This window comes from Cryomorphaceae bacterium (genome assembly GCA_017798125.1).
Classification (GTDB): domain Bacteria; phylum Bacteroidota; class Bacteroidia; order Flavobacteriales; family ECT2AJA-044; genus ECT2AJA-044.
Genome location: CP059070.1, coordinates 202,761 through 222,599, shown reverse-complemented (window position 1 = coordinate 222,599; position 19,839 = coordinate 202,761). Strand labels below are relative to the sequence as shown.

Genomic DNA, 19,839 nt, shown 5'->3' with positions numbered 1-19,839 from the left:
CATGGCGAAGAAGAGTAAGAAGGCAAAAGCACAGGTGAAGAATGGACCTTGGTGGCAACAGACGCGAACCGTATACGCGCTCATTGCGGCGGTGAGTTTGGTGCTTTATGCAAACACCTTGGGCAATGAATACGCGCTGGACGACGCCATCGCCATTACTTCCAATCAGTTTACCAAGCAGGGCTTTGCGGGCATTCCAGATCTGTTCAAGTACGACACCTTTACCGGGTTTTTCGGAACCACTAAGGAACTCGTTGCTGGAGGACGGTATCGGCCACTGTCGCTGGTTACCTTTGCCATTGAATATCAGCTCTTCGGGGAGAACCCTGGCGTGAGTCATTTTTTCAATATTCTCTTCTATGCCTTGACGGGTATTGTGATTTGGCAATTGGTCAGTCGCATGATTTCGGGCCGATTGGGATCGGGTCAAGAAGCGTCCAATAAATGGTATTTATCCCTGCCCTTGGTGGTGACTCTGCTCTTCATCGCGCATCCTCTCCATACCGAGGTGGTCGCCAACATTAAGGGGCGTGATGATATGATGGCCTTATTAGGCGCTCTATTGGCTTGGAAGTACTCCTGGGACTATCTAGATGGAAAAGGAATAAAATATGCCGTATACTCCTCTTTGGCCCTTTTCATGGGGCTTTTAAGCAAGGAGAACGCAATCACGTTCTTGGCGGTGATTCCTCTGGCGCATTATTTCTTTACCGATAAGCCTATCCCCAAAATCGCAGTAAATTTTGTTCCCTTACTCGTGGGAGCTGCGGCTTTTCTGGCCATTCGTTTTGCCATTATTGGTTTTCCTAAATCGGAGACGGTTGTGGAGCTCATGAATAACCCTTTCCTTGAAATGAATGTGGGTCAGAAATACGCGACCATCATCTACACCCTCGGGGTTTATTTGAAGCTCTTGTTTGTGCCGCACCCCTTGACCTACGATTACTATCCCTATCACATTCCGATAACAAACTTCACGGATCTCCGCTTCATTCTGAGTGCAGCAGCCTATTTGGGTATGGGAGTATTCGCATTGATTCGACTTCCAAAGCGGGATGTAATGAGTTTTTCCATCCTGTATTTCTTCGCCACCATGAGCATCGTATCGAACTTATTCTTCCCCATTGGGGCCTTTATGAACGAGCGATTCGCGTATTTCGGGTCCTTTGCCTGGACCTTGGTTATTGGCGTTCTTTTGGTGCAGCGCTTACCGCGCGCTATGGCCCAACGGGCCGATGCCATAGCTCAGTATACCTTGGCCATCCTTCTCCTGGCCTTTAGTGTTAAGACCATTACCCGAAATCCGAATTGGAAGAATGATTTCACGCTCTTTCAGCACGATGTAAAAATCTCCAAGAACAGCGCAAAGAGTAATGTTACAGCTGGTGGAAGCCTCATAGAAGCTGCTGATGTCATTCAAGAACCGCAGCGTCAAAAACAGATGTACCTGGAGGCCCAGGGATACCTTGACCGCTCTCTTGAAATACATCCAGATTACGTTGATGCGCTTCTTCTTCGTGGAAATGTGGCTTTTAAGATCGACCAGGATATGGAAGAGGCCTTGGAGTATTACTTCAAGATTCTTGAGCTAGCCCCGAATAACGTCAATGTGCCCAAGAACATCCTGATTGTGATAAATGGGCACAAAAGCGCCAAGTATCAAATAGGGGTCATTGACCGCTACTTAGCTGTAAATCCGACCCAGTATGAAATGCTTATTCGCAAAGGAGAGCTCTATGGCCGAGCATTAAAAGATATGAATGCGTCTGAGCGGGCTTTTGAGGCCGCGACCCAAGCCAATCCGAATGACGTTCGAGGCTGGAAGAACCTCGGCACGGTATACGGAATTCAAGAACGTTACCAAGAGGCCATAGAAGCCCTGCTCACGGCAGAGCGCATAGCTCCGAATGATCCAGAAGTCCTGACCAATCTTGCGATTACCTATAATAGGGTAGGTGACACGCGAAAGGCGCAAGAGTATCAGAGGAGAGTTCCTCAACAGTAAATATGAGCGTTGAATTAGGGGTGGGAAAGCCTTTTCGCCCGGTAAGGCGATATCAAAAGGCGGTGCAAATTGCCGTTCAATCAAGCAATATTCACGTAGATAACTGCTGCAACCAACAAGACGAATCCCACAATCAAGGAGATCTCAAAAGTCGTGTTCTTGCTTTTCGATTCGGTTCCCATAACTTGGTTTTAGTTTCGATATAATATAAAAAAAACAGCGACTTTGCCAAAAGCCGCTGTTCAATTAGTTGTTAACCAAGTTGTTAAGAACTGTAAGGCCTACTATTCATTGAGGATCGCAGAGGCTTCTTCAATGCTTTGATTGGTCAATTCTTTAAGGCGTTGCATTTTGTCGCGCTGCTCCTCCAAGTAGGCTTTTGCCACTTCTGCAGACTCATCTACACTGGGAGGGTCATACTGTCGCATCCAATCCAACATGCCTTGGTGAGCGCGAAGTACTCGAGCTCGTGTACTGTCCATTTCGATTTTAGCAGCACTGTCCAACGCAGCGGTTGTATCGGCCACACTTTTGGCTAGCGCCTCTTCGTATTTAGCCAGGTCGGACATCTTGGCCATGACCTCGTCATGCAGCTCTAGGACTTCCTGTTCTAGTGATTCAATTTGTGCTTTGTCATTGCCGCAGGCCGCGAATAGGAGGGCAACGAAAAGAAAGAGAGATAAGCGTCTCATAATGAAGGATAAAATTTTTTCCAAGATAAAAAGCTCCGCGAAAACAGCGCTCGTTTTTGTCAATATTAACAAAAGAGCGCCGTACGGATTGTACCTTTGCACCAAGGAAATTACCTATGAAAAGTCTTTGGATACGCGTTGGAATTGTTTTGGCTGTAGCGGTGGTCGGTATCCTCATTGCCATGCCCATACTTACCCCAGAAAAACAGCTTCCCATTTATCAACCTTCGGACATCAACCCGAAATTAGTGGATACGACCCTTCAGTCTGTTCGTGAGAATCACACCATTTCAGACTTCCGTCTAGTGAATCAATTGGGAGATCCTTACACCAAAGCAGATCTAGAGGGCCAGATCTACGTCGCGGATTTCTTTTTCACCACCTGCCCCACGATTTGCAAGCAAATGGTAAAGCACATGTATTTGGTCCAAGAAGAGTTTCTGGAAGACGAAGAAGTGCACTTGGTATCGCATTCTGTCTTCCCCGAACAGGATTCAGTTCCTGTATTGGCCGCTTACGCGGAGCAGTACGGAATTCAATCAAATCGATGGACTCTACTGACCGGAGATAAACCCACCATTTACGACCTCGCTCGAAAGTCGTACTTCGCGGTCACCACGGAAGGGAACGGGGGTAAGACTGATTTTATCCACACCGAGAATTTTGTCTTGGTGGATAAGGAATTTCGACTTCGAGGATTTTATGACGGCACGGATCAAGCGGACGTTCAACGCCTCATTCGAGACATATATATCCTCAAAAAGGAATACCAAAAGGAGTCTTGATCGCTAATTGAAGTTCAATTAGCCTACAGCTGCAAGATCAATTGCCACTCCACTAATGCCTTGTTATACTCGCTGACGAGCCAAATGTAGTCCGCGTAGTAGTCCCAACATTTCTCTTTGTCTTCAGTCGTCAGTGCACGGCTATACAGCTCCGGAGCAAAGCGCAGGTATTGGTCTTCGAACTGCTCTAGAGTCGTTTGAATTTTCATTTTCCTTTGGTCTCGCTCGAAATTGTCTTCGTCCTTAAGATCATCGGGCAATTCGTAAATCGGTTTCACTCGCCGTTCAAACCAAGATGCCCAAGGGATGTCGAGTTGAATCAAGGTGCCGTCGTACCCGAAATCCTCTTCTATAGTGAGCTGATAATAGCCCAACCAAACCGTCGGGATTTTCTGGCTGAGGGCATAACGACTTTCCCATTTATCAACTGCTGACTGAGCGGCACGCTCCGCCTCCAGCAAGCTGAAGTCTTCGGCCACTTGACCCTCTATCGAGGCGCGGAGAAAAGGACGAGGAGCATCGGTCATTTCTCTGAATTCACCAAGGTCGTTCCTCCCGGTGAGCGATGCCAGTCTATTTTCAGTATTCGCCATCCATTGGGATGTCTCTAAATGTCGCTTGTTCCAAACCCAAAGCATGTCGAAATCCATCTGCTCTTCTTGAGGCATGAGTTCCTCCAGTCTTTTGACCAAAAAAACTGCTGATTGCCAATCCAGCCAAGCTTGCTTTACGGCGACGTCTGCTCTAGTGGCTTCCAGATCTAGTTGAACTTGAAGTTGTTCCCTACGACTCTTGTTCCATTTGGAGAGGTAAATCTGATCAAACCCATTGCCCAAATTTTGCTTAATCAGACCCTGGAAGTCTCGCGGATAGGGACCGTTGAACTCACCTCGAAGGTATTCGAACTCCAATGGATCCAAGCTTCTATTTCCCTGCATTTCCTCGGCTTCCGCATTCATTTTGGCATAAATACGAAGGTGCGCAAATCCTTGTTTACGAGCGTCCTTGACGGCCTCGTCCATTGAATAGGACTGGGCCCAAGTGAAAGCGGGGAGAAAGAAAAAGGCTATAAGTAGCGCTGGGTTAAGACGTCTCATCGAGCCTTAAAAATGCACTTTTTCCTTGAGAAGTAATCAAAATTGAAGTGAGCACCGTCTCGAATGGTACCCTTCGTGACGATGCTCAAGTCAACCCAAACAATGTGATTTACCCTGGCCTTTTTGCACTCTCATAGAGCTGTCCTAGACCCCATAGTAGAAAGAATAGTGGTAAGGAGGCATGCTTCATCCAATCAGAAGCGTAGTTCCAATATGCCAGGACCAGTAGAAGGCCTCCGGCACTTATCAACCAATACGCTTTAAACCGCTTGGATTTATTCTCTAGGTATAGGGCTAATGGAGCTAAAAGAAGCGCGGTTAAAAAGGGTAAATACTTTTCCATAATTAATGCCAATCAGGTAGTTGCTCAAGGGGTTCGCAGACTTCATCATGTGTGGGGCCGTAGCAAAATTCACAATAGGCCACATAAGCGCAGGGCCAATACAGGTACGGCCCAAGTCCTGCGCAACCGGCCAGCGCTAATACGTATTGTTCGTAATCGCATCCATCCGGCGCTCGGTTGCCACGGGCCCCGAATAGAAGAGCAAAAGGGGCGGGGTCTTCCTTTAGGGCAGCGAACATATTTGGCAGGCAATCCGAGTCACAGTCCTGAGGTACGGAGCTCAACTCGATTCCACCAGACGATATTCTCGTTCTGATTTCCTCCAGAATAAGTCGATAAGCAGCCTCCTCCTCATCCGAGATTTCCAATAAGGATTGAATGGCTGATTCATCTCTTTCCTGAAAGGCTTGTTCGAGATCGTTCCAACGCTCTGGGTGTGCCAGTACACGTTGGCCAATGGCGTTGCGAACCGCAATAAGTTGACTTTGTAGAACACCCCATTCCGCTTGGGACAATTCAGTCTTTGACTCCACTTGAGGGGCGTTTGCCTCCTCCTCGTTTTCACAGGACCAGAACACCAGGCTCAAAGCCGATATTCCGATCAACAGCAGTACTTTCTTCATAATTTTTGAAGTTTAAGTGATTAGAAAAATGAACTGCAGAGTTCGTCGGGAAGCAGAGCCCTTGATTATCAATGAACTGTACCGAAAGTAGCTCAAGAATTGCGCTTGGAAATCCCGATTCTCTAGCGTTTTGGACATTCCGGAACATAAGCTCATTTCTTTGGAGATTTCTAGAAAGGTTATATCTTTGCTGTCCAATTATCGCGGGGTGGAGCAGTTGGTAGCTCGTCGGGCTCATAACCCGAAGGTCGTAGGTTCGAGTCCTGCCCCCGCTACAAGAAGATAAGAGCCTTCCGAATTTCGGAAGGCTTTTTTCGTTTCTGTGAGTTCGATTCCACGTATTTGGGGTGATTCGCGGATTGAAAATCGCATCGTGCCGTAGGCACCGAAACCTTTCTGCCCGTTTTTCTATTTTCACTACATGAAGCAATGCTTGCTCCTTTTGGTGGTGCTGATCGGACTTAGTGTTCAAGCCCAAGACCGAATCAAATACAAGGACATTGTCTGGCCCTTGGACTCTCACAACATTTTTGTTCCGGAAAAGTGGGCCGATGAACCAGCGGTCATTTTGGATCGCGTCGTTCGATATCAGCGATACGAAGCCCGAAATCAGTTTAGTGGCAAAGAGTACGAGGTCTACTACAAGATTAAGTTTCAGAACAATGAAGGGGCAGAGCAGTACCGATATTTCTTTATTCCCTACGTTCCTAATACAACCCTGGATCGCCTTGATGCCCGATTGACAAAGCCCGATGGCAGAGTAGCGGACATCGATGCGAAGTTCTTTAAGAACAAGCGGGTGATGGAAGATGTCTCGGGGTTTTCGGCGGAGCGATTTATAATTTTTGAAGTACCTACGGTAGAGTCCGGCGACCAGTTGGAGCTGTTTTGGCGCTATCAAGGCCATCCGCTTCCACAACACATGTACTTCGACGATTATTTGCCCGTGGTTCGCAGCACTTATATTCTGACGCATCCTGAGTATGACCCTTATGGATATTCGTCGTTTTTGGGAGCGCCGGATGCGGCTCAGAAGGAGGAGTTTTTCCGTCAGGAATACAAGTGGCGAATGACGGAGTTGGAAGCGCGGCGAAAAGAAGAACACTTTATTCCCGCCTTGGCCCTACCGCATATTGAGCAGGCATTTTCACCTACTTTTCAGGACGATTACGGTTGGCCTCTGGAGTGGTGGATCTTTTTGCGTCAATTGGACCGCATGCAAGAAGGGGTGAATTCGAGGTACGATAAATCCCTAGAGGCTTTTCTTCAAGATCAATGGCGTCCAATTCCGCCTTATGAAATAACGGCGCGTATCAAGGCCGTTCACGATTACTTCAACAAGCATTTGACCCTGACGAAGTACTCGCGTGGCATTAATATTGGGAATGACCTCAACTACGGTCGCATTCACCCTGATGCCCTCTACCTTTTTTATGACGATCTGTTGCGGCGTTTTGACATTCCCTACCGACTGGTGCTGGCCAAAGAGCGTTCGCGGGGTGACTTGGATTCTACGCTGATCAGCTTGGATGAAATCAGCCATGCCTTTTTTGAATTTACGGACACCACAAGTGGGCAAACGCACTTTTTGATCCCCATGCAGTGGGAAGGTAAATACGCCTTAGATGAACTGCCTGGGGATTTGTTGGGGACTGAAGCCGTCTTTGTAGGCGCTCCCGACGAACAGGTTACTGTGGAGACGTTACCCAGCTTTCCACTAGAGCGCAGCAAGGTGCATCGAAGTGCCATTGTCAACTTGAACGGTTACGAAGAAGAAGTCAGTTATCCGGTTCGGGAGCAGTGGTCAGGTGCGGCATCGGCCTATTGGTCAGAGTTGAAGTTCAAGGAGCGAAATCCGGAACGCCCGCCCTTGAAGAGGTATGTGAATTGGAAGGATAAGTGGCGGGATCTGGAAGATCGACCCGTGCTGATTGCTTTTGATGGCGATGATCCGGCATTTGCGACCGAGTGGCAGTATCGCAGAACAGGGGCGAAGGTCGATTGGCAGGGAGATACAGTGACCATCGTGCCGCAGGCACTTCTTCAAACAGAACAGGTTTATAACGGTCCTGTAAAAAGGCAGTATCCACTGTTTTTGCCTTATGCAGGAGTGGATCAAAGCGACGTCTATCTTCAGTTCGGAAGGGATATGGTGCCCCTGACTTTCCCGGGGTATAATTGGCGCCTGCCCGGACTCATGGAAGCCCGATTTTCGGTGGAACGCGTGGACAATCAGACCTATCGCCTTCATTTCATCTGCGCGTATTTGAAGGATGTTTATTCTCCTGAAGAGGCCATGCAAATGCGTAACTTGTGGCGCGAGATCGTCCGCGTATTGGATGTTCCGTTTCGAATGGCCGCACAATGAGCGAAGGAAAACACAAAGCCGGGTTTGTCAACATTATAGGAAACCCCAACGTAGGGAAATCCACCTTGATGAATGCCCTGGTGGGGGAGCGATTGTCCATCATCACGAACAAGGCGCAAACAACGCGTCATCGAATCTTGGGTATTGTCAATGACCCTGGATTTCAAATTGTGTTTAGCGATACGCCAGGAGTGATCCAACCGGCCTATAAGCTCCAGGAAAGCATGATGGATTTTGTGAAGTCTGCCTTTCAAGATGCAGATGTGCTGGTCTACATGGTGGAGCCGGGAGAAAAGCGTTTGAAAGACGAAGCGCTGTTTGAGCGTTTGAAGCGCAACGAAATTCCTTTGCTGCTGGTCATCAATAAGATCGATACCACAGAGCCGGTCAAGCTCGAGGAATATGCGAGCTACTGGAAAGAGCAGTTTCCTCGCGCTGAGGTGATTCCTATTTCGGCCTTGGAGAGCTTTGGTGTGGAGCCTTTGAAGAACCGCATTGTTGAGCTCTTGCCTGAATCCCCGCCCTTTTTCGCCAAGGATGCATTGACCGACAAATCGGAGCGTTTCTTTGTGGAAGAGGCCATTCGCAAGCAGATTCTTTTGAACTACAAAAAGGAAATTCCCTACTCGGTTGAGGTGGAAGTGGAGGAGTTCAAAGAGGAGGAGCGCATCATCCGCATTAGAGCCATCATCATGGTCGCCAGAGAGACCCAAAAGGGGATCATCATTGGCCATCAGGGCAAGATGATCAAGAAGGTGGGCACCAATGCCCGCAAAGAGCTGGAGGATTTCTTTCAAAAGAAGATCCACTTGGAACTCTACGTCAAGGTAGTGAAGGACTGGCGCGATAGCGATCGGGACCTAAAGCGCTTTGGATATAAGAGCTAGGTTGTGTGACCCTCAAGGCCAGGCATCGGCCCGCAGGGCCAAAATTATTTTTTCCGGAAATAGATCGTCAGAGGCACGCCGTTGAAATCGAAGATCTCACGGAACCGGTTTTCCAAGAACCGGCGGTAGGGATCTTTGATGTATTGCGGCAAGTTCGCGAAGAAGGCAAACTGCGGGGTATTGGTCGGCAGCTGAGTGATGTACTTGATCTTGATGTACTTCCCTTTGGTTGCTGGCGGCGGATTGTCCTTGATGATGGGCAAGAAAAGATCGTTCAATTTGCTCGTTGAAATGCGTTGCTTCCGGCGACCGTACACCTCCATGGCCGTTTCAATGGCCTTGAAAATCCGCTGCTTGGTATGGGCTGAAATAAAGACAATAGGCACGTCCACGAAGGGGGCAATGCGCTCGCGAATGGCTTCCTCGAAATGCTTAGTGGTGTGGGTATCCTTTTCGACGATGTCCCACTTGTTCACCAAGATGACAACACCTTTCTTGTTGCGTTCGGCGAGGTGGAAGATGTTGAGGTCTTGCGTTTCGAAACCCTGAGTGGCATCGATCACGAGAAGAATCACATCGCTGTGCTCGATGGCGCGAATGGCCCGCATCACCGAGTAAAACTCGAGGTCCTCATGCACCTTGCCTTTCTTGCGAATACCAGCGGTATCCACCAGCTCAAACTCCAATCCAAACTGATTGTAGTGGGTGTTCAAGCTGTCTCGAGTGGTACCGGCAATATTGGTTACGATGTTCCGCTCTTCACCCATTAGGGCATTCAAAAGCGAACTTTTTCCTACGTTAGGTCGCCCGACAATGGAAAAGCGCGGCAAGGCATCTTCTTCCTCCTCGTCTTCTTCAGGAAGCGGAATGTGTTCTACCATAGCGTCGAGCAGTTCCCCCGTTCCCGATCCGTTGATCGAGCTCAAGGTGTAGTACTCCCCAAGGCCTAAGGCGTAGAATTCGGTGGCGTCTGCCGCGTGAATGGGCGTATCCACTTTGTTGATGACCAAGAAAACGGGCTTGTCGGTGCGACGCAGAATCGCAGCCACATCTTGGTCCATATCGGTCATACCCGATTGCACGTCCACCATGAACAAGATGATATCCGCCTCATCAATGGCGATCAGAACTTGACGGCGAATCTCGTCTTCGAAGACATCGTCCGAACCCGTAATGTACCCGCCGGTATCGACCAGTGAGAACGTACGTCCATTCCAATCCGACTTCCCGTAATGACGATCGCGCGTCACCCCGGAAACCGAATCCACAATAGCCTGACGCTGCTGCGTCATTCGATTAAAAAAGGTCGATTTACCCACATTGGGGCGTCCGATGACCGCTACGAGTTTCTCTGCCATGCCGCAAAGGTAGGGTTTTGGCGCCTACGGCGCGATGCCTCATGTTCGCTGTTTCTTACAGCCCAAACGCTGCCTTGATGTCGTCGACGCGATCCAGCTTCTCCCAAGTGAAGAGTTCCACTTCGCGTTCAATGGTTTCTAGACCATTCCCACTGGGGCGAGTAAAGGTCTTGGTGACCACCTCATTGGTGCGTCCCATGTGACCGTACGCCGCACTCTCACCGTACATCGGCTGACGCAACTTCAAGTTCTTTTCGATGAATCCCGGACGGAGGTCGAAGAGCTCAGTTACTTTCGCGGCGATCTCTCCATCGCTCAAGTCGACGTTCGCCGTTCCATAGGTGTCGACAAAGACGCCCATCGGCTCAACCACTCCAATCGCGTAGCTCACCTGAACCAAGATTTGGTCTGCAACACCTGCCGCCACCAAGTTTTTGGCGATGTGGCGAGTTGCGTAAGCTGCACTGCGGTCCACCTTACTTGGATCTTTACCGCTAAAGGCTCCACCACCGTGGGCTCCTTTTCCACCGTAGGTGTCTACGATGATCTTACGGCCCGTCAATCCGGTATCTCCATGAGGTCCTCCAATCACAAACTTCCCTGTTGGGTTGATGTGGTAGATGATATCGTCGTTGAATAGAGCTTGGGTGCGCGCATCACACTTGGCAATAACGCGAGGGATCAAGATGTTGACGATGTCTTCCTTGATTTTCGCAAGCATCGCGGACTCTTCGTCAAAGTCGTCGTGCTGGGTACTGACCACAATGTCTTTGATGCGAATAGGTTGGTGGTCGTCATTGTATTCAATGGTCACCTGGGACTTGGCATCAGGACGCAAATAGGGGATTTGATCTCCTTCACGACGCAAAGCAGCGTGCTCCTCTAGGATGAGGTGGCTTAAAGCCAGTGCCAGAGGCATGTAGTTCTGAGTCTCATTCGTTGCGAAACCGAACATCATCCCCTGATCGCCTGCTCCTTGCTCTTCCAAAGAACCGCGATCAACTCCTTGGTTGATGTCCGCACTCTGCTCGTGCAGTGCGCTGAAAATACCACAGCTGTTTCCTTCGAACATATACTCGCTCTTGGTATATCCAATGCGGTTGATCACGTCGCGAGTGATGTTTTGGACATCCAAATATGTGTTGGATTTAATCTCTCCAGCCAAGACTACTTGACCAGTCGTCACTAAGGTTTCACAGGCTACTTTGCTCTGACTGTCAAAGGCCAAAAAGTGGTCGAGAATGGCATCGCTAATTTGGTCAGCGACTTTATCGGGGTGCCCTTCGGACACAGATTCTGAAGTGAAGTAATAAGACATATTCCTACTGCTCTTTTTGCGTTCATGCAGTGGCTTGGATGTCCGATAAATGCTAGGGAAAACCTGCTTTAGCATTTTTTAGCGTGGTTGCAATCAGACAAATCCTTCCACCCGTATAGTGGCGGCAAATATAAAGACTTTCATGAGAAAACCTTGACCCTTTTTATCCATTCTCGAGTGCTTCCCAATGCCATGCTCAGAGTTATTTTCAATTTTTCTTGGAAATTCAAGCTTTGGTCCCGTATTTTGTGGCTGCTTATCAAGAAAGACTGAGGGAAGGGCCCTTTGACGTCTTGGCAACCCGGAAGAGCCGGGTGCTAAATCCCACTCCGAAGAAGGAGAGAGATGAGCGAAGTCCAGCACACTTCACCCCATCCCTTACTACTTTCTCGATAAGCCTCAAATACAGAGGCATGAGTCATTTGATAGAAGATATAGCCCGTGAGCGCATCCTGGTATTGGACGGCGCCATGGGAACCATGATCCAGCGACATAAGCTGGAAGAAACAGATTACCGGGGAGCACAGTTTGCCGATTGGCCAAGCGATTTAAAAGGAAACAACGACCTACTTTCCCTTACCCAGCCCGATATTATTCGGGGTATACACGAGGAATACCTCGAAGCAGGGGCGGACTTGGTCGAAACGAACACCTTTTCGGGAACCCGAGTGGCACAAGGCGACTACGGAACTGAAGAGTACACCTACGAGATCAATCGGGCCTCTGCTGCCCTTGCGAAAGAGGCCTGTGCCAAATTCACCGATCGACCTCGATTTGTGGCCGGAGCCATGGGTCCGACCAACAAGACGCTCAGTCTTTCACCGGACGTCAATGATCCGGGGTATCGAGCGATGACCTTTGACGATTTGCGGGAACAGTATCAAGAACAGGCCAAAGGATTGCTCGATGGTGGTTCGGACATTCTTTTGGTGGAGACCATTTTTGACACGCTTAATGCCAAAGCGGCCCTGTTTGCCATTGAAGAGGAATTTGAGCGCCGAGGTAATCGAGTACCTGTTATGGTTTCGGGAACCATCACGGATGCTTCGGGCCGGACCTTGAGTGGTCAAACGCCGGAAGCTTTCTTGGTCAGCATGAGCCACATGGATTTGTTTTCAATAGGGTTCAACTGTGCCCTTGGCGCGGAACAGCTTTTCCCCTATGTGCAGACCTTAGGCCGAATCTCTCCCTTCCGTGTGAGTGTGTACCCCAATGCGGGTTTACCGAACGCCTTTGGTGATTATGATCAAAGCCCCGAAGCCATGGGGCGATTGGTGGAAGAGTACTTAAAGTTAAACTTGGTGAACGTGATTGGTGGTTGCTGTGGAACCACTCCGGATCATATTCGGGTCATTGCCGAAACTGCGGCGAAGTATAGCCCCAGAGCCCATCACCCCGAACACACTGCCGTATGAGTCAGTACCTTCAATTAAGCGGACTGGAGCCGCTCATTGTGCGGCCAGACAGCAACTTCGTCAACATCGGGGAGCGGACCAACGTGACCGGATCTCGTCGATTTTTGCGCCTGATTAAGGAGGACAAGTATGATGAAGCGCTTGAGGTGGCGCGCGACCAAGTCGAAGGTGGTGCACAGATTTTGGATGTGAACATGGACGAAGGGCTCATTGATGGAGCCGCGGCCATGACCAAATTCTTGAACCTTCTGGCTGCCGAACCGGATATTGCGCGCATACCTATCATGATCGATAGCTCCAAGTGGGATGTGATCGAAGCAGGACTTCGTTGCGTACAGGGTAAATCAGTGGTGAATTCCATTTCCCTAAAGGGTGGAGAAGAGGAGTTCATAGAACAGGCGAGAAAGATTAAACGCTACGGTGCCGCGGTTGTGGTCATGGCTTTTGACGAGCAAGGCCAGGCGGATACCTACGAGCGCAGAATCAGCATTTGTGAGCGGGCGTATCGAGTGCTGGTGGACAAGGTCAAGTTTACTCCACAAGACATCATTTTTGACCCGAACATCTTTCCGGTGGCCACGGGAATGGACGAACATCGAAAGAACGCGGTTGACTTCTTCAGAGCGGCCAAGTGGATTCGTGAGAACCTGCCGGGTGCGCAGGTTAGTGGAGGGGTGAGTAATGTGAGCTTTAGTTTCCGCGGGAACACCGCAGTCCGTGAAGCCATGCACAGTGCTTTCTTGTACCACGGCATTCAGCATGGGATGAATATGGGGATTGTGAACCCCACCATGCTGCAGGTCTATGATGAGATCGATAAGGAGCTACTGGATCATGTGGAAGATGTATTGCTCGACCGTCGGGACGATGCGACCGAACGCCTGCTCGAGCTCGCCGAGAAGTACCGAGGTACCGAGAATGCCAAGGCGGAAAAGGACCTGCGCTGGAGAGAAGGCTCCTATGCCGAGCGATTGGAGCACGCCTTAATCAAGGGAATTGTTGAATTCATCGATGAAGACGTCGAAGAGGCCCGTCAAGCATTGGACAAGCCCTTGGAAGTCATCGAGGGACCTTTGATGGCGGGGATGAATGTTGTGGGAGACTTGTTTGGCTCGGGAAAGATGTTCTTACCTCAGGTCGTGAAGAGCGCTCGGGTGATGAAGAAGGCTGTGGCTTATTTGCTGCCTTACCTAGAGGAGGAAAAAGAAACGGCCGGGCGCAAAGCAGGGAAGATTTTGTTGGCCACGGTCAAAGGGGACGTGCACGACATCGGAAAAAACATTGTCAGTGTGGTCCTGGCCTGCAACAACTATGAAGTCGTGGATTTAGGGGTTATGGTGGCCCCGGAGAAAATATTGGAAGCGGCCGTTGAGCACGAGGTGGATATTGTGGGCCTCAGTGGACTCATTACCCCGTCTTTGGACGAGATGGTTTATGTGGCCAAAGAGATGAAGCGTCAAGGCTTGAACCAACCCTTGCTCATTGGTGGAGCGACCACGAGTAGAGCGCATACAGCGGTGAAGATTGTACCGGAGCGGGAAGAGCCCGTGGTACACGTTCTGGATGCCTCAAGAGCCGTCAACGTCGCGGGAAAGCTCTTGAACAAGAACGCCAAGGACGACTACTGGGCCGACCTGACCGATGAGTACACGCGTCTAAGAGAGGGCTACTGGGAACGCAATCGCGAAAAGCGATACGCCACCTTGGAAGCTGCACGGGCCAATAGAACGGCCATCGATTGGAAGGCGGAAGACGTCTACACCCCGCGCAAAACTGGGGTGCAGGTTTTTGAGGACTATGATCTGAGGGAGATTGCTCAGTACATTGATTGGACGCCCTTCTTCCAGACCTGGGAGTTGTATGGAAAGTTCCCGGCCATTCTGGACGATGAGGTGGTTGGCGTGGAAGCCACAAAGCTCTATGAAGAAGCGCGTAACCTATTAGAGGACTTGATCGTGAACAAGCGATTGACCGCTAAGGCTGCAGTTGGTCTTTGGCCAGCGAACGCGGTGGGTGATGATATAGAGGTGTACGGTGATGCATCGCGCCGTGAGGCGCAGGAGGTGTTGCTCACCTTGCGTCAGCAAACGCAGAAGGCGAAGGGGCAACCCAACTATGCCCTCGCGGATTTTGTAGCCCCTAAGGACACCGGCTTAGAGGACTATGTCGGAGGATTTGTGGTCACGGCGGGGCATGGCATTGAACCGCTTTTGGAGGCCTACGAAGCCGATCACGACGATTACCATTCCATCATGGTCAAGGCCTTGGCGGACCGTTTGGCCGAAGCTTTTGCGGAGCTGATGCACCAGAAAGTTCGACGAGATTTCTGGGGTTATGCGAACGAGGAAACCCTCAACAACGAGGAATTGATCAAGGAGCGCTATCAGGGGATTCGTCCCGCACCCGGATATCCGGCTTGCCCCGATCACCAGGAGAAAAAAACACTTTTCCGTTTGTTGGATGCCGAGGCCAATACAGGCGTGTCGCTGACGGAAAACCTAGCTATGTACCCCGCCGCGAGTGTGAGTGGGTACTATTTTGCCCATCCGAAGGCCAAGTACTTTGGACTGGGACGTATTAAGGAAGATCAAGTGGCGGATTATGCCACACGGCGCGGGGTTTCACAAGACGAAGCCGAGCGTTATTTGAGTTCAAATTTGGGATACTGAAATGAAGATTACCGAACATATCGCCCAGAATAAGGGCACCCTTTTTTCCTTTGAAATTCTTCCTCCATTGAAGGGGGAAACCATCGATGGTATTTTCGGGGCCATAGACCCCTTGATGGAGTTTAATCCGCCCTTTATCGATGTGACCTACCACCGCGAGGAATTTGTCTTTCGCGATCGGGGGAACGGGTTGTTGGAACGCCGAGTGACCCGCAAACGTCCCGGTACAGTGGCCATTTGTGCAGCCATCCAGAACAAGTATCAGGTGGATGCCGTACCGCACCTCATTTGCGGTGGCTTCAACCAAGAGGAAACCGAAAACGCATTGATTGACTTGCACTTTTTGGGCATCGACAATGTCTTGGTTCTTCGGGGAGACCCCATCAAAACCGAAACCTATTTTAAGGCAGAACAAGACGGGCACCAGTATGCCTCTGAGCTCCTGGCTCAGGTCATGGACATGAATCAGGGCCGCTATTTGGAGGACGAATTGCGCAATGCGCAGCCGACTTCGTTTTGCGCGGGAGTGGCCGGTTACCCCGAAAAGCACTTCGAGGCCCCCAACATGAAAAACGATTTGAAGTGGTTGAAAAAGAAAGTGGAACTGGGCGCTGAATTTATCGTTACACAGATGTTCTTCGACAACCAGAAGTACTTCGACTTCGTGGACCTTTGTCGCAGCGAGGGCATTGATATTCCCATTATTCCAGGTTTAAAGCCACTGGCGACCGCCCGTCAATTGAGCCTGCTTCCCCAGCGTTTTCACATTGATATTCCCGAAGACCTCGCGGATGCGGCCCTCAAGGCCAAGAATAATGCGGAGGTTCGTCAGGTGGGGATTGAGTGGGCCGTGGAACAGTGTAAGGAATTGATTGAGCGAGGAGCTCCTGTCCTCCATTTCTACACCATGGGCAAGCCCGATAACATTGCACAAATCGCCAAGCAGGTCTTCTAAACGGACCCAACGCACGCCGAATTTGTGATTTATCGCTACAAGTCTGTTTGCGATTGATTTTTAGTTCTGATAAATTGAGTCTGGGTTAATAACTTAAAAATCAGTACTATGAACTTAGAAGCCATTATTTTTCGGGCGCTCGTGCGCATTCCCTATCCTGGATTCTTCGCGTTTGCAGCGACCTTCTCCAACAACAGAACCAAAGATCAGCGGTTAACTACCCTCTAAATCTTTTGCAGCTCAACATGGAAACCCCGAATGCTCGGGGTTTTTTTATGCGCCTATGGCGCGATGCCTGCATTTTTCCTATTTTTCGCCTACACCTATGTCTCCATGAAACGACTTCTCATATTCACTTTTTCCCTGATGGGAATCTCCGTCGCTTCTGGCCAAACGCCAGGCTACGATCAAGATACGGTCGACATTAACCAATATGTCGGCACCATCGACTCCGAAGGAAATCTCTTTTCAGAATTTCTCGGTGGAATCTCCATCATTCCGCGCGACTACGCGAGTGTTATCGATACTTCCATTTTCGCTGGGCCATCCGGTTTCAGCTCGTTTTATGGAGCTGCATTTAATTACACAGGTATTTCCCAGCAGGGTGATTCTTTGCTTTCAGCGCGCAATTACGATACAGATACAGACTTTAGTCCGGGGCCTTATACGTCTAGCGGGATTGGAAATATCTCTCTGTGGAATAAAACCTATAAAACCACTTCACAGGAGATTGACTTTCACGTCCAGAACGCGGGTAGTCCTGGATATCAGATTCCAAATAGCATCCAAGAGTGGCCAGCCCACGGTCAGCCTCAATTTGGCCAATCGTATTTAGTGGCGCCGTTTACCGATTCGAACGGAAATGGAGCATACGAGCCAAGTTTAGGAGAAGCTCCTTGTGTTGAAGGCGATATGGCTGTATTGGCCATATACAATGATGGTCTTCCATCCAGTTTCATAGGCCAAGGCCCTGGATCTGATGAGGGGGCAAAGGTGGGTTTGGAAATTCATAACCTGCTTTTCGCCTATGAGGAAGGGAGCTATGGGGGACTTATGGATTCCGTGATTTTCTTGCGCCAAACAATCCAAAACAAGCGATCAGATTCAATCCTTGACTTAAGAGCAATGCTATGGTTTCATGCAGAGTTGGGGTTTGTCAATGGAGCGGACCGATTTGAATATGATGTGCCTCGAAAACTGGCAATATTCTACGACTGTAATGGATATACAAATGGCGGTTGCTCTGACGATACGCTAGCGCTACAGGGAAGAGCGCCTCAAGTATCGGCCATTCAACTAATGGAGGGTCCTCCTGCTCCTGTAAATAATCAGGTAGATGATGATCAAGATGGGATCGTGGATGAAGTGGGTGAACGCTATGGTGTTGAATCTGTCATTCTCTACTATGGCGTAGGTGTTGGAGGGGAACCCAATACGCTTAGTCATTGGCATCATTTCTCAAAAGCACGATGGAGGGATGGTCGGCGCATGATCCATGCTGGTAATGGGATCGATGGTTCTTCTTTTGATCCAACTACGAAATATTATTTCCCGCGAGTATCACATCCTGATTTTACGGATGAATGGTCAGAGGAATCAGCCGGATTTGTACCAATTAGAAAACGTGGATTCATGAATGTTGGGCCCTTAGATCTAGCTCCGGGAGAAAAAAAGACCCTCTATTTCGCTTTTCACTTCTCTTGGCCAGAGGCAGGAGATCAGTTTACCGGTATTCCTAAACTCAAAACACGGGCAGACGCCTTGAGTCAATGGTGGGAGAACAATCACTCTACCCCCAGTTGTTACGCATCTCTTTCATTGAATTCCCAGCATAGAACATCAAGAGTTTACCCCAATCCGACCAAAGGCCGCCTAAACATAGAGCTTGATGGACCTGATGTAGCGTATAGTTGGACGATTCATGACTTCCAAGGACGTGTTTTGAGACAGGGAATCAGTGAGCATGCGAAATTCTCCTTGAATGTGGAAGATTTCTCACCTGGGCTATACGTGCTCTCTATTTACAATGAAGACTTCCAAGGGGCCCATAAGGTCCTTATCGAATGATTTCGAAGGATCTAGAAAGGTATTGGTGATCACCGTAGATGGTCATCACATATACACCTGAGGGTATATTTAGATGGAGATCCAAGGACTCCACCTCATCAAAGCGATCTTCAAGAATCACTCGTCCTTGTAGATCGTACACAACGAACTCGCATTGACGCATTGGCTCGTCGAGCTTCAGATGAACCTCACCCTGACTTGGATTTGGATACAGTTGACCCTCAGCACTTTTCCACTCGGATATGCCAATCAAATTGTTTAGATCCAGTAGCATCATATTTGTCGAAGGACTTCCACCACTAGAACCGAAAATCTCCCCGGTTAATAGGATTTTTCGCGGGCCCATAAAATGGGCTGTCTTTATTCGAAACCCAATATGTTGAGGTACCAAAAGAGTTGTAAAAGATTGGCCTCCGTCCAGGGATAAATCTAGACCATACCTTCCCGCAACAGCGAAAGTATCCACGTTCCAAACAGCCAAGTCCTCATGGAAGCTAAGATCTTCTGAGACTGATAATTCTTGAAAGGAAACACCCTGATTCGTGGATTTAAAGACTTTACTTCTATCTATCACAAAAATGACCTCATCCTGCGACTCGACAACCAAATTGTACTGCAGCAACTGACCAAAATTCGTTATCCCATCTGTATGATTATACCTGCGATTCCACGTTATTCCGGCATCTGAACTTCTGTAAATGGTCCACCCGGAATCTTCGATTAGGGCATAACCTACTTGATCGTTGACAAAGTGAACTTGGTAACTGAATCCTCCGGGTAATGAAATGGTGTCCCAAGTTCCTCCATAGTCCTCAGATCGATATAGATCATTATTCTGAAGAACAACCACAATCCCACTATCCGGTGAGGCCACATCTCGGATTCGATCAAAGTAGGCAATGGGATTCCAGGAAATGAAATTATCCGTGGACAGCAGCAACTTCCCATCCCCGTATTCTACTCCAAACCATTCGGTGCCAAAACTGTGTTCGGCGATGCCAGGATGGTTCGTGTTAGGATGAACAATAAATGATGAATAAGGATACCAAGACCTTACGGTTCCACGGATTGAAGAGATATTCCCCACTGGGTGCACATAAATGAGCTCACCTACGGGAGATTTGAACCGCGAATTAAGATCGTAATTCGAACCGGTAGAGATTGGCGTCCAGATTTGTGCAAAGGTGGTGAATGACACAATCAGGAAACAAAGGAGGCTGAGTTGTTTCATTATTTGAAATTAAGAATTCTTTTTGA

14 protein-coding genes, 1 tRNA gene and 1 riboswitch are annotated in these 19,839 nt (G+C 49.2%); of the genes, 9 read left to right on the top strand and 6 right to left on the bottom strand.

Annotation, left to right across the window (positions count from 1 at the left end; genetic code table 11):
• Position 1: 1 nt before the first annotated feature.
• Positions 2-2,005: a tetratricopeptide repeat protein gene (locus tag HZ996_01000; protein ID QTN37768.1), complete on the top strand. Its 2,004-nt coding sequence runs from the start codon at positions 2-4 to the stop codon at positions 2,003-2,005.
• Positions 2,006-2,289: 284 nt separating this feature from the next.
• On the opposite strand, the gene HZ996_00995 is transcribed toward HZ996_01000, so the two are convergent.
• The gene (locus HZ996_00995) at positions 2,290-2,697 is read right to left on the bottom strand and encodes a hypothetical protein (protein ID QTN37767.1); all 408 of its coding nucleotides are present in this window, start codon (positions 2,695-2,697) and stop codon (positions 2,290-2,292) included.
• A gap of 116 nt (positions 2,698-2,813) precedes the next feature.
• Here HZ996_00995 and HZ996_00990 point away from each other — a divergent pair, with 116 nt between their 5' ends.
• The gene (locus HZ996_00990; GenBank protein ID QTN37766.1) at positions 2,814-3,482 is read left to right on the top strand and encodes an SCO family protein; all 669 of its coding nucleotides are present in this window, start codon (positions 2,814-2,816) and stop codon (positions 3,480-3,482) included.
• 23 nt (positions 3,483-3,505) lie between these two features.
• Here HZ996_00990 and HZ996_00985 read toward each other — a convergent pair whose 3' ends face one another.
• Positions 3,506-4,504, bottom strand: a complete 999-nt coding sequence (locus HZ996_00985; GenBank protein ID QTN37765.1) for a hypothetical protein — start codon at positions 4,502-4,504, stop codon at positions 3,506-3,508.
• Between the two features lie 420 nt (positions 4,505-4,924).
• Entirely contained in the window at positions 4,925-5,545 is a 621-nt protein-coding gene (locus tag HZ996_00980) for a hypothetical protein (protein ID QTN37764.1), read from the bottom strand.
• A 202-nt stretch (positions 5,546-5,747) separates the two neighbouring features.
• Between HZ996_00980 and HZ996_00975 the strand changes: the two genes are divergently transcribed.
• The 3 genes from HZ996_00975 to era all read left to right on the top strand — a co-directional run bounded on the left by HZ996_00975 (position 5,748) and on the right by era (position 8,800).
• Positions 5,748-5,820: transfer RNA gene (locus tag HZ996_00975), tRNA-Met, on the top strand.
• Positions 5,821-5,966: 146 nt separating this feature from the next.
• Complete coding sequence (locus HZ996_00970; GenBank protein ID QTN37763.1) at positions 5,967-7,913, top strand: DUF3857 domain-containing protein; 1,947 nt, start codon at positions 5,967-5,969, stop codon at positions 7,911-7,913.
• Positions 7,910-8,800: a GTPase Era gene (gene era / locus HZ996_00965; GenBank protein QTN37762.1), complete on the top strand. Its 891-nt coding sequence runs from the start codon at positions 7,910-7,912 to the stop codon at positions 8,798-8,800. Before HZ996_00970 ends, era begins: the two co-directional genes overlap by 4 nt.
• Positions 8,801-8,844: 44 nt before the next feature.
• Here era and der read toward each other — a convergent pair whose 3' ends face one another.
• Both der and HZ996_00955 read right to left on the bottom strand, forming a co-directional pair.
• The gene (der, locus tag HZ996_00960; GenBank protein QTN37761.1) at positions 8,845-10,158 is read right to left on the bottom strand and encodes a ribosome biogenesis GTPase Der; all 1,314 of its coding nucleotides are present in this window, start codon (positions 10,156-10,158) and stop codon (positions 8,845-8,847) included.
• 55 nt (positions 10,159-10,213) lie between these two features.
• On the bottom strand, positions 10,214-11,476 hold the full coding sequence (locus HZ996_00955; GenBank protein QTN37760.1) for a methionine adenosyltransferase: 1,263 nt from the start codon (positions 11,474-11,476) through the stop codon (positions 10,214-10,216).
• A 253-nt stretch (positions 11,477-11,729) separates the two neighbouring features.
• A riboswitch (SAM riboswitch) is annotated at positions 11,730-11,828 on the top strand.
• A 61-nt stretch (positions 11,829-11,889) separates the two neighbouring features.
• Between HZ996_00955 and HZ996_00950 the strand changes: the two genes are divergently transcribed.
• The 4 genes from HZ996_00950 to HZ996_00935 all read left to right on the top strand — a co-directional run bounded on the left by HZ996_00950 (position 11,890) and on the right by HZ996_00935 (position 18,582).
• Positions 11,890-12,891, top strand: a complete 1,002-nt coding sequence (locus tag HZ996_00950) for a homocysteine S-methyltransferase family protein (protein QTN37759.1) — start codon at positions 11,890-11,892, stop codon at positions 12,889-12,891.
• The gene (gene metH, locus HZ996_00945) at positions 12,888-15,560 is read left to right on the top strand and encodes a methionine synthase (GenBank protein ID QTN37758.1); all 2,673 of its coding nucleotides are present in this window, start codon (positions 12,888-12,890) and stop codon (positions 15,558-15,560) included. Before HZ996_00950 ends, metH begins: the two co-directional genes overlap by 4 nt.
• A 1-nt stretch (position 15,561) precedes the next feature.
• Positions 15,562-16,515: a methylenetetrahydrofolate reductase [NAD(P)H] gene (gene metF, locus HZ996_00940; GenBank protein ID QTN37757.1), complete on the top strand. Its 954-nt coding sequence runs from the start codon at positions 15,562-15,564 to the stop codon at positions 16,513-16,515.
• A gap of 333 nt (positions 16,516-16,848) precedes the next feature.
• Entirely contained in the window at positions 16,849-18,582 is a 1,734-nt protein-coding gene (locus HZ996_00935; GenBank protein ID QTN37756.1) for a T9SS type A sorting domain-containing protein, read from the top strand.
• Here the strand turns inward: HZ996_00935 and HZ996_00930 are convergent.
• On the bottom strand, positions 18,572-19,813 hold the full coding sequence (locus HZ996_00930; protein QTN37755.1) for a T9SS type A sorting domain-containing protein: 1,242 nt from the start codon (positions 19,811-19,813) through the stop codon (positions 18,572-18,574). The genes HZ996_00935 and HZ996_00930 overlap by 11 nt on opposite strands.
• Positions 19,814-19,839: the final 26 nt, after the last annotated feature.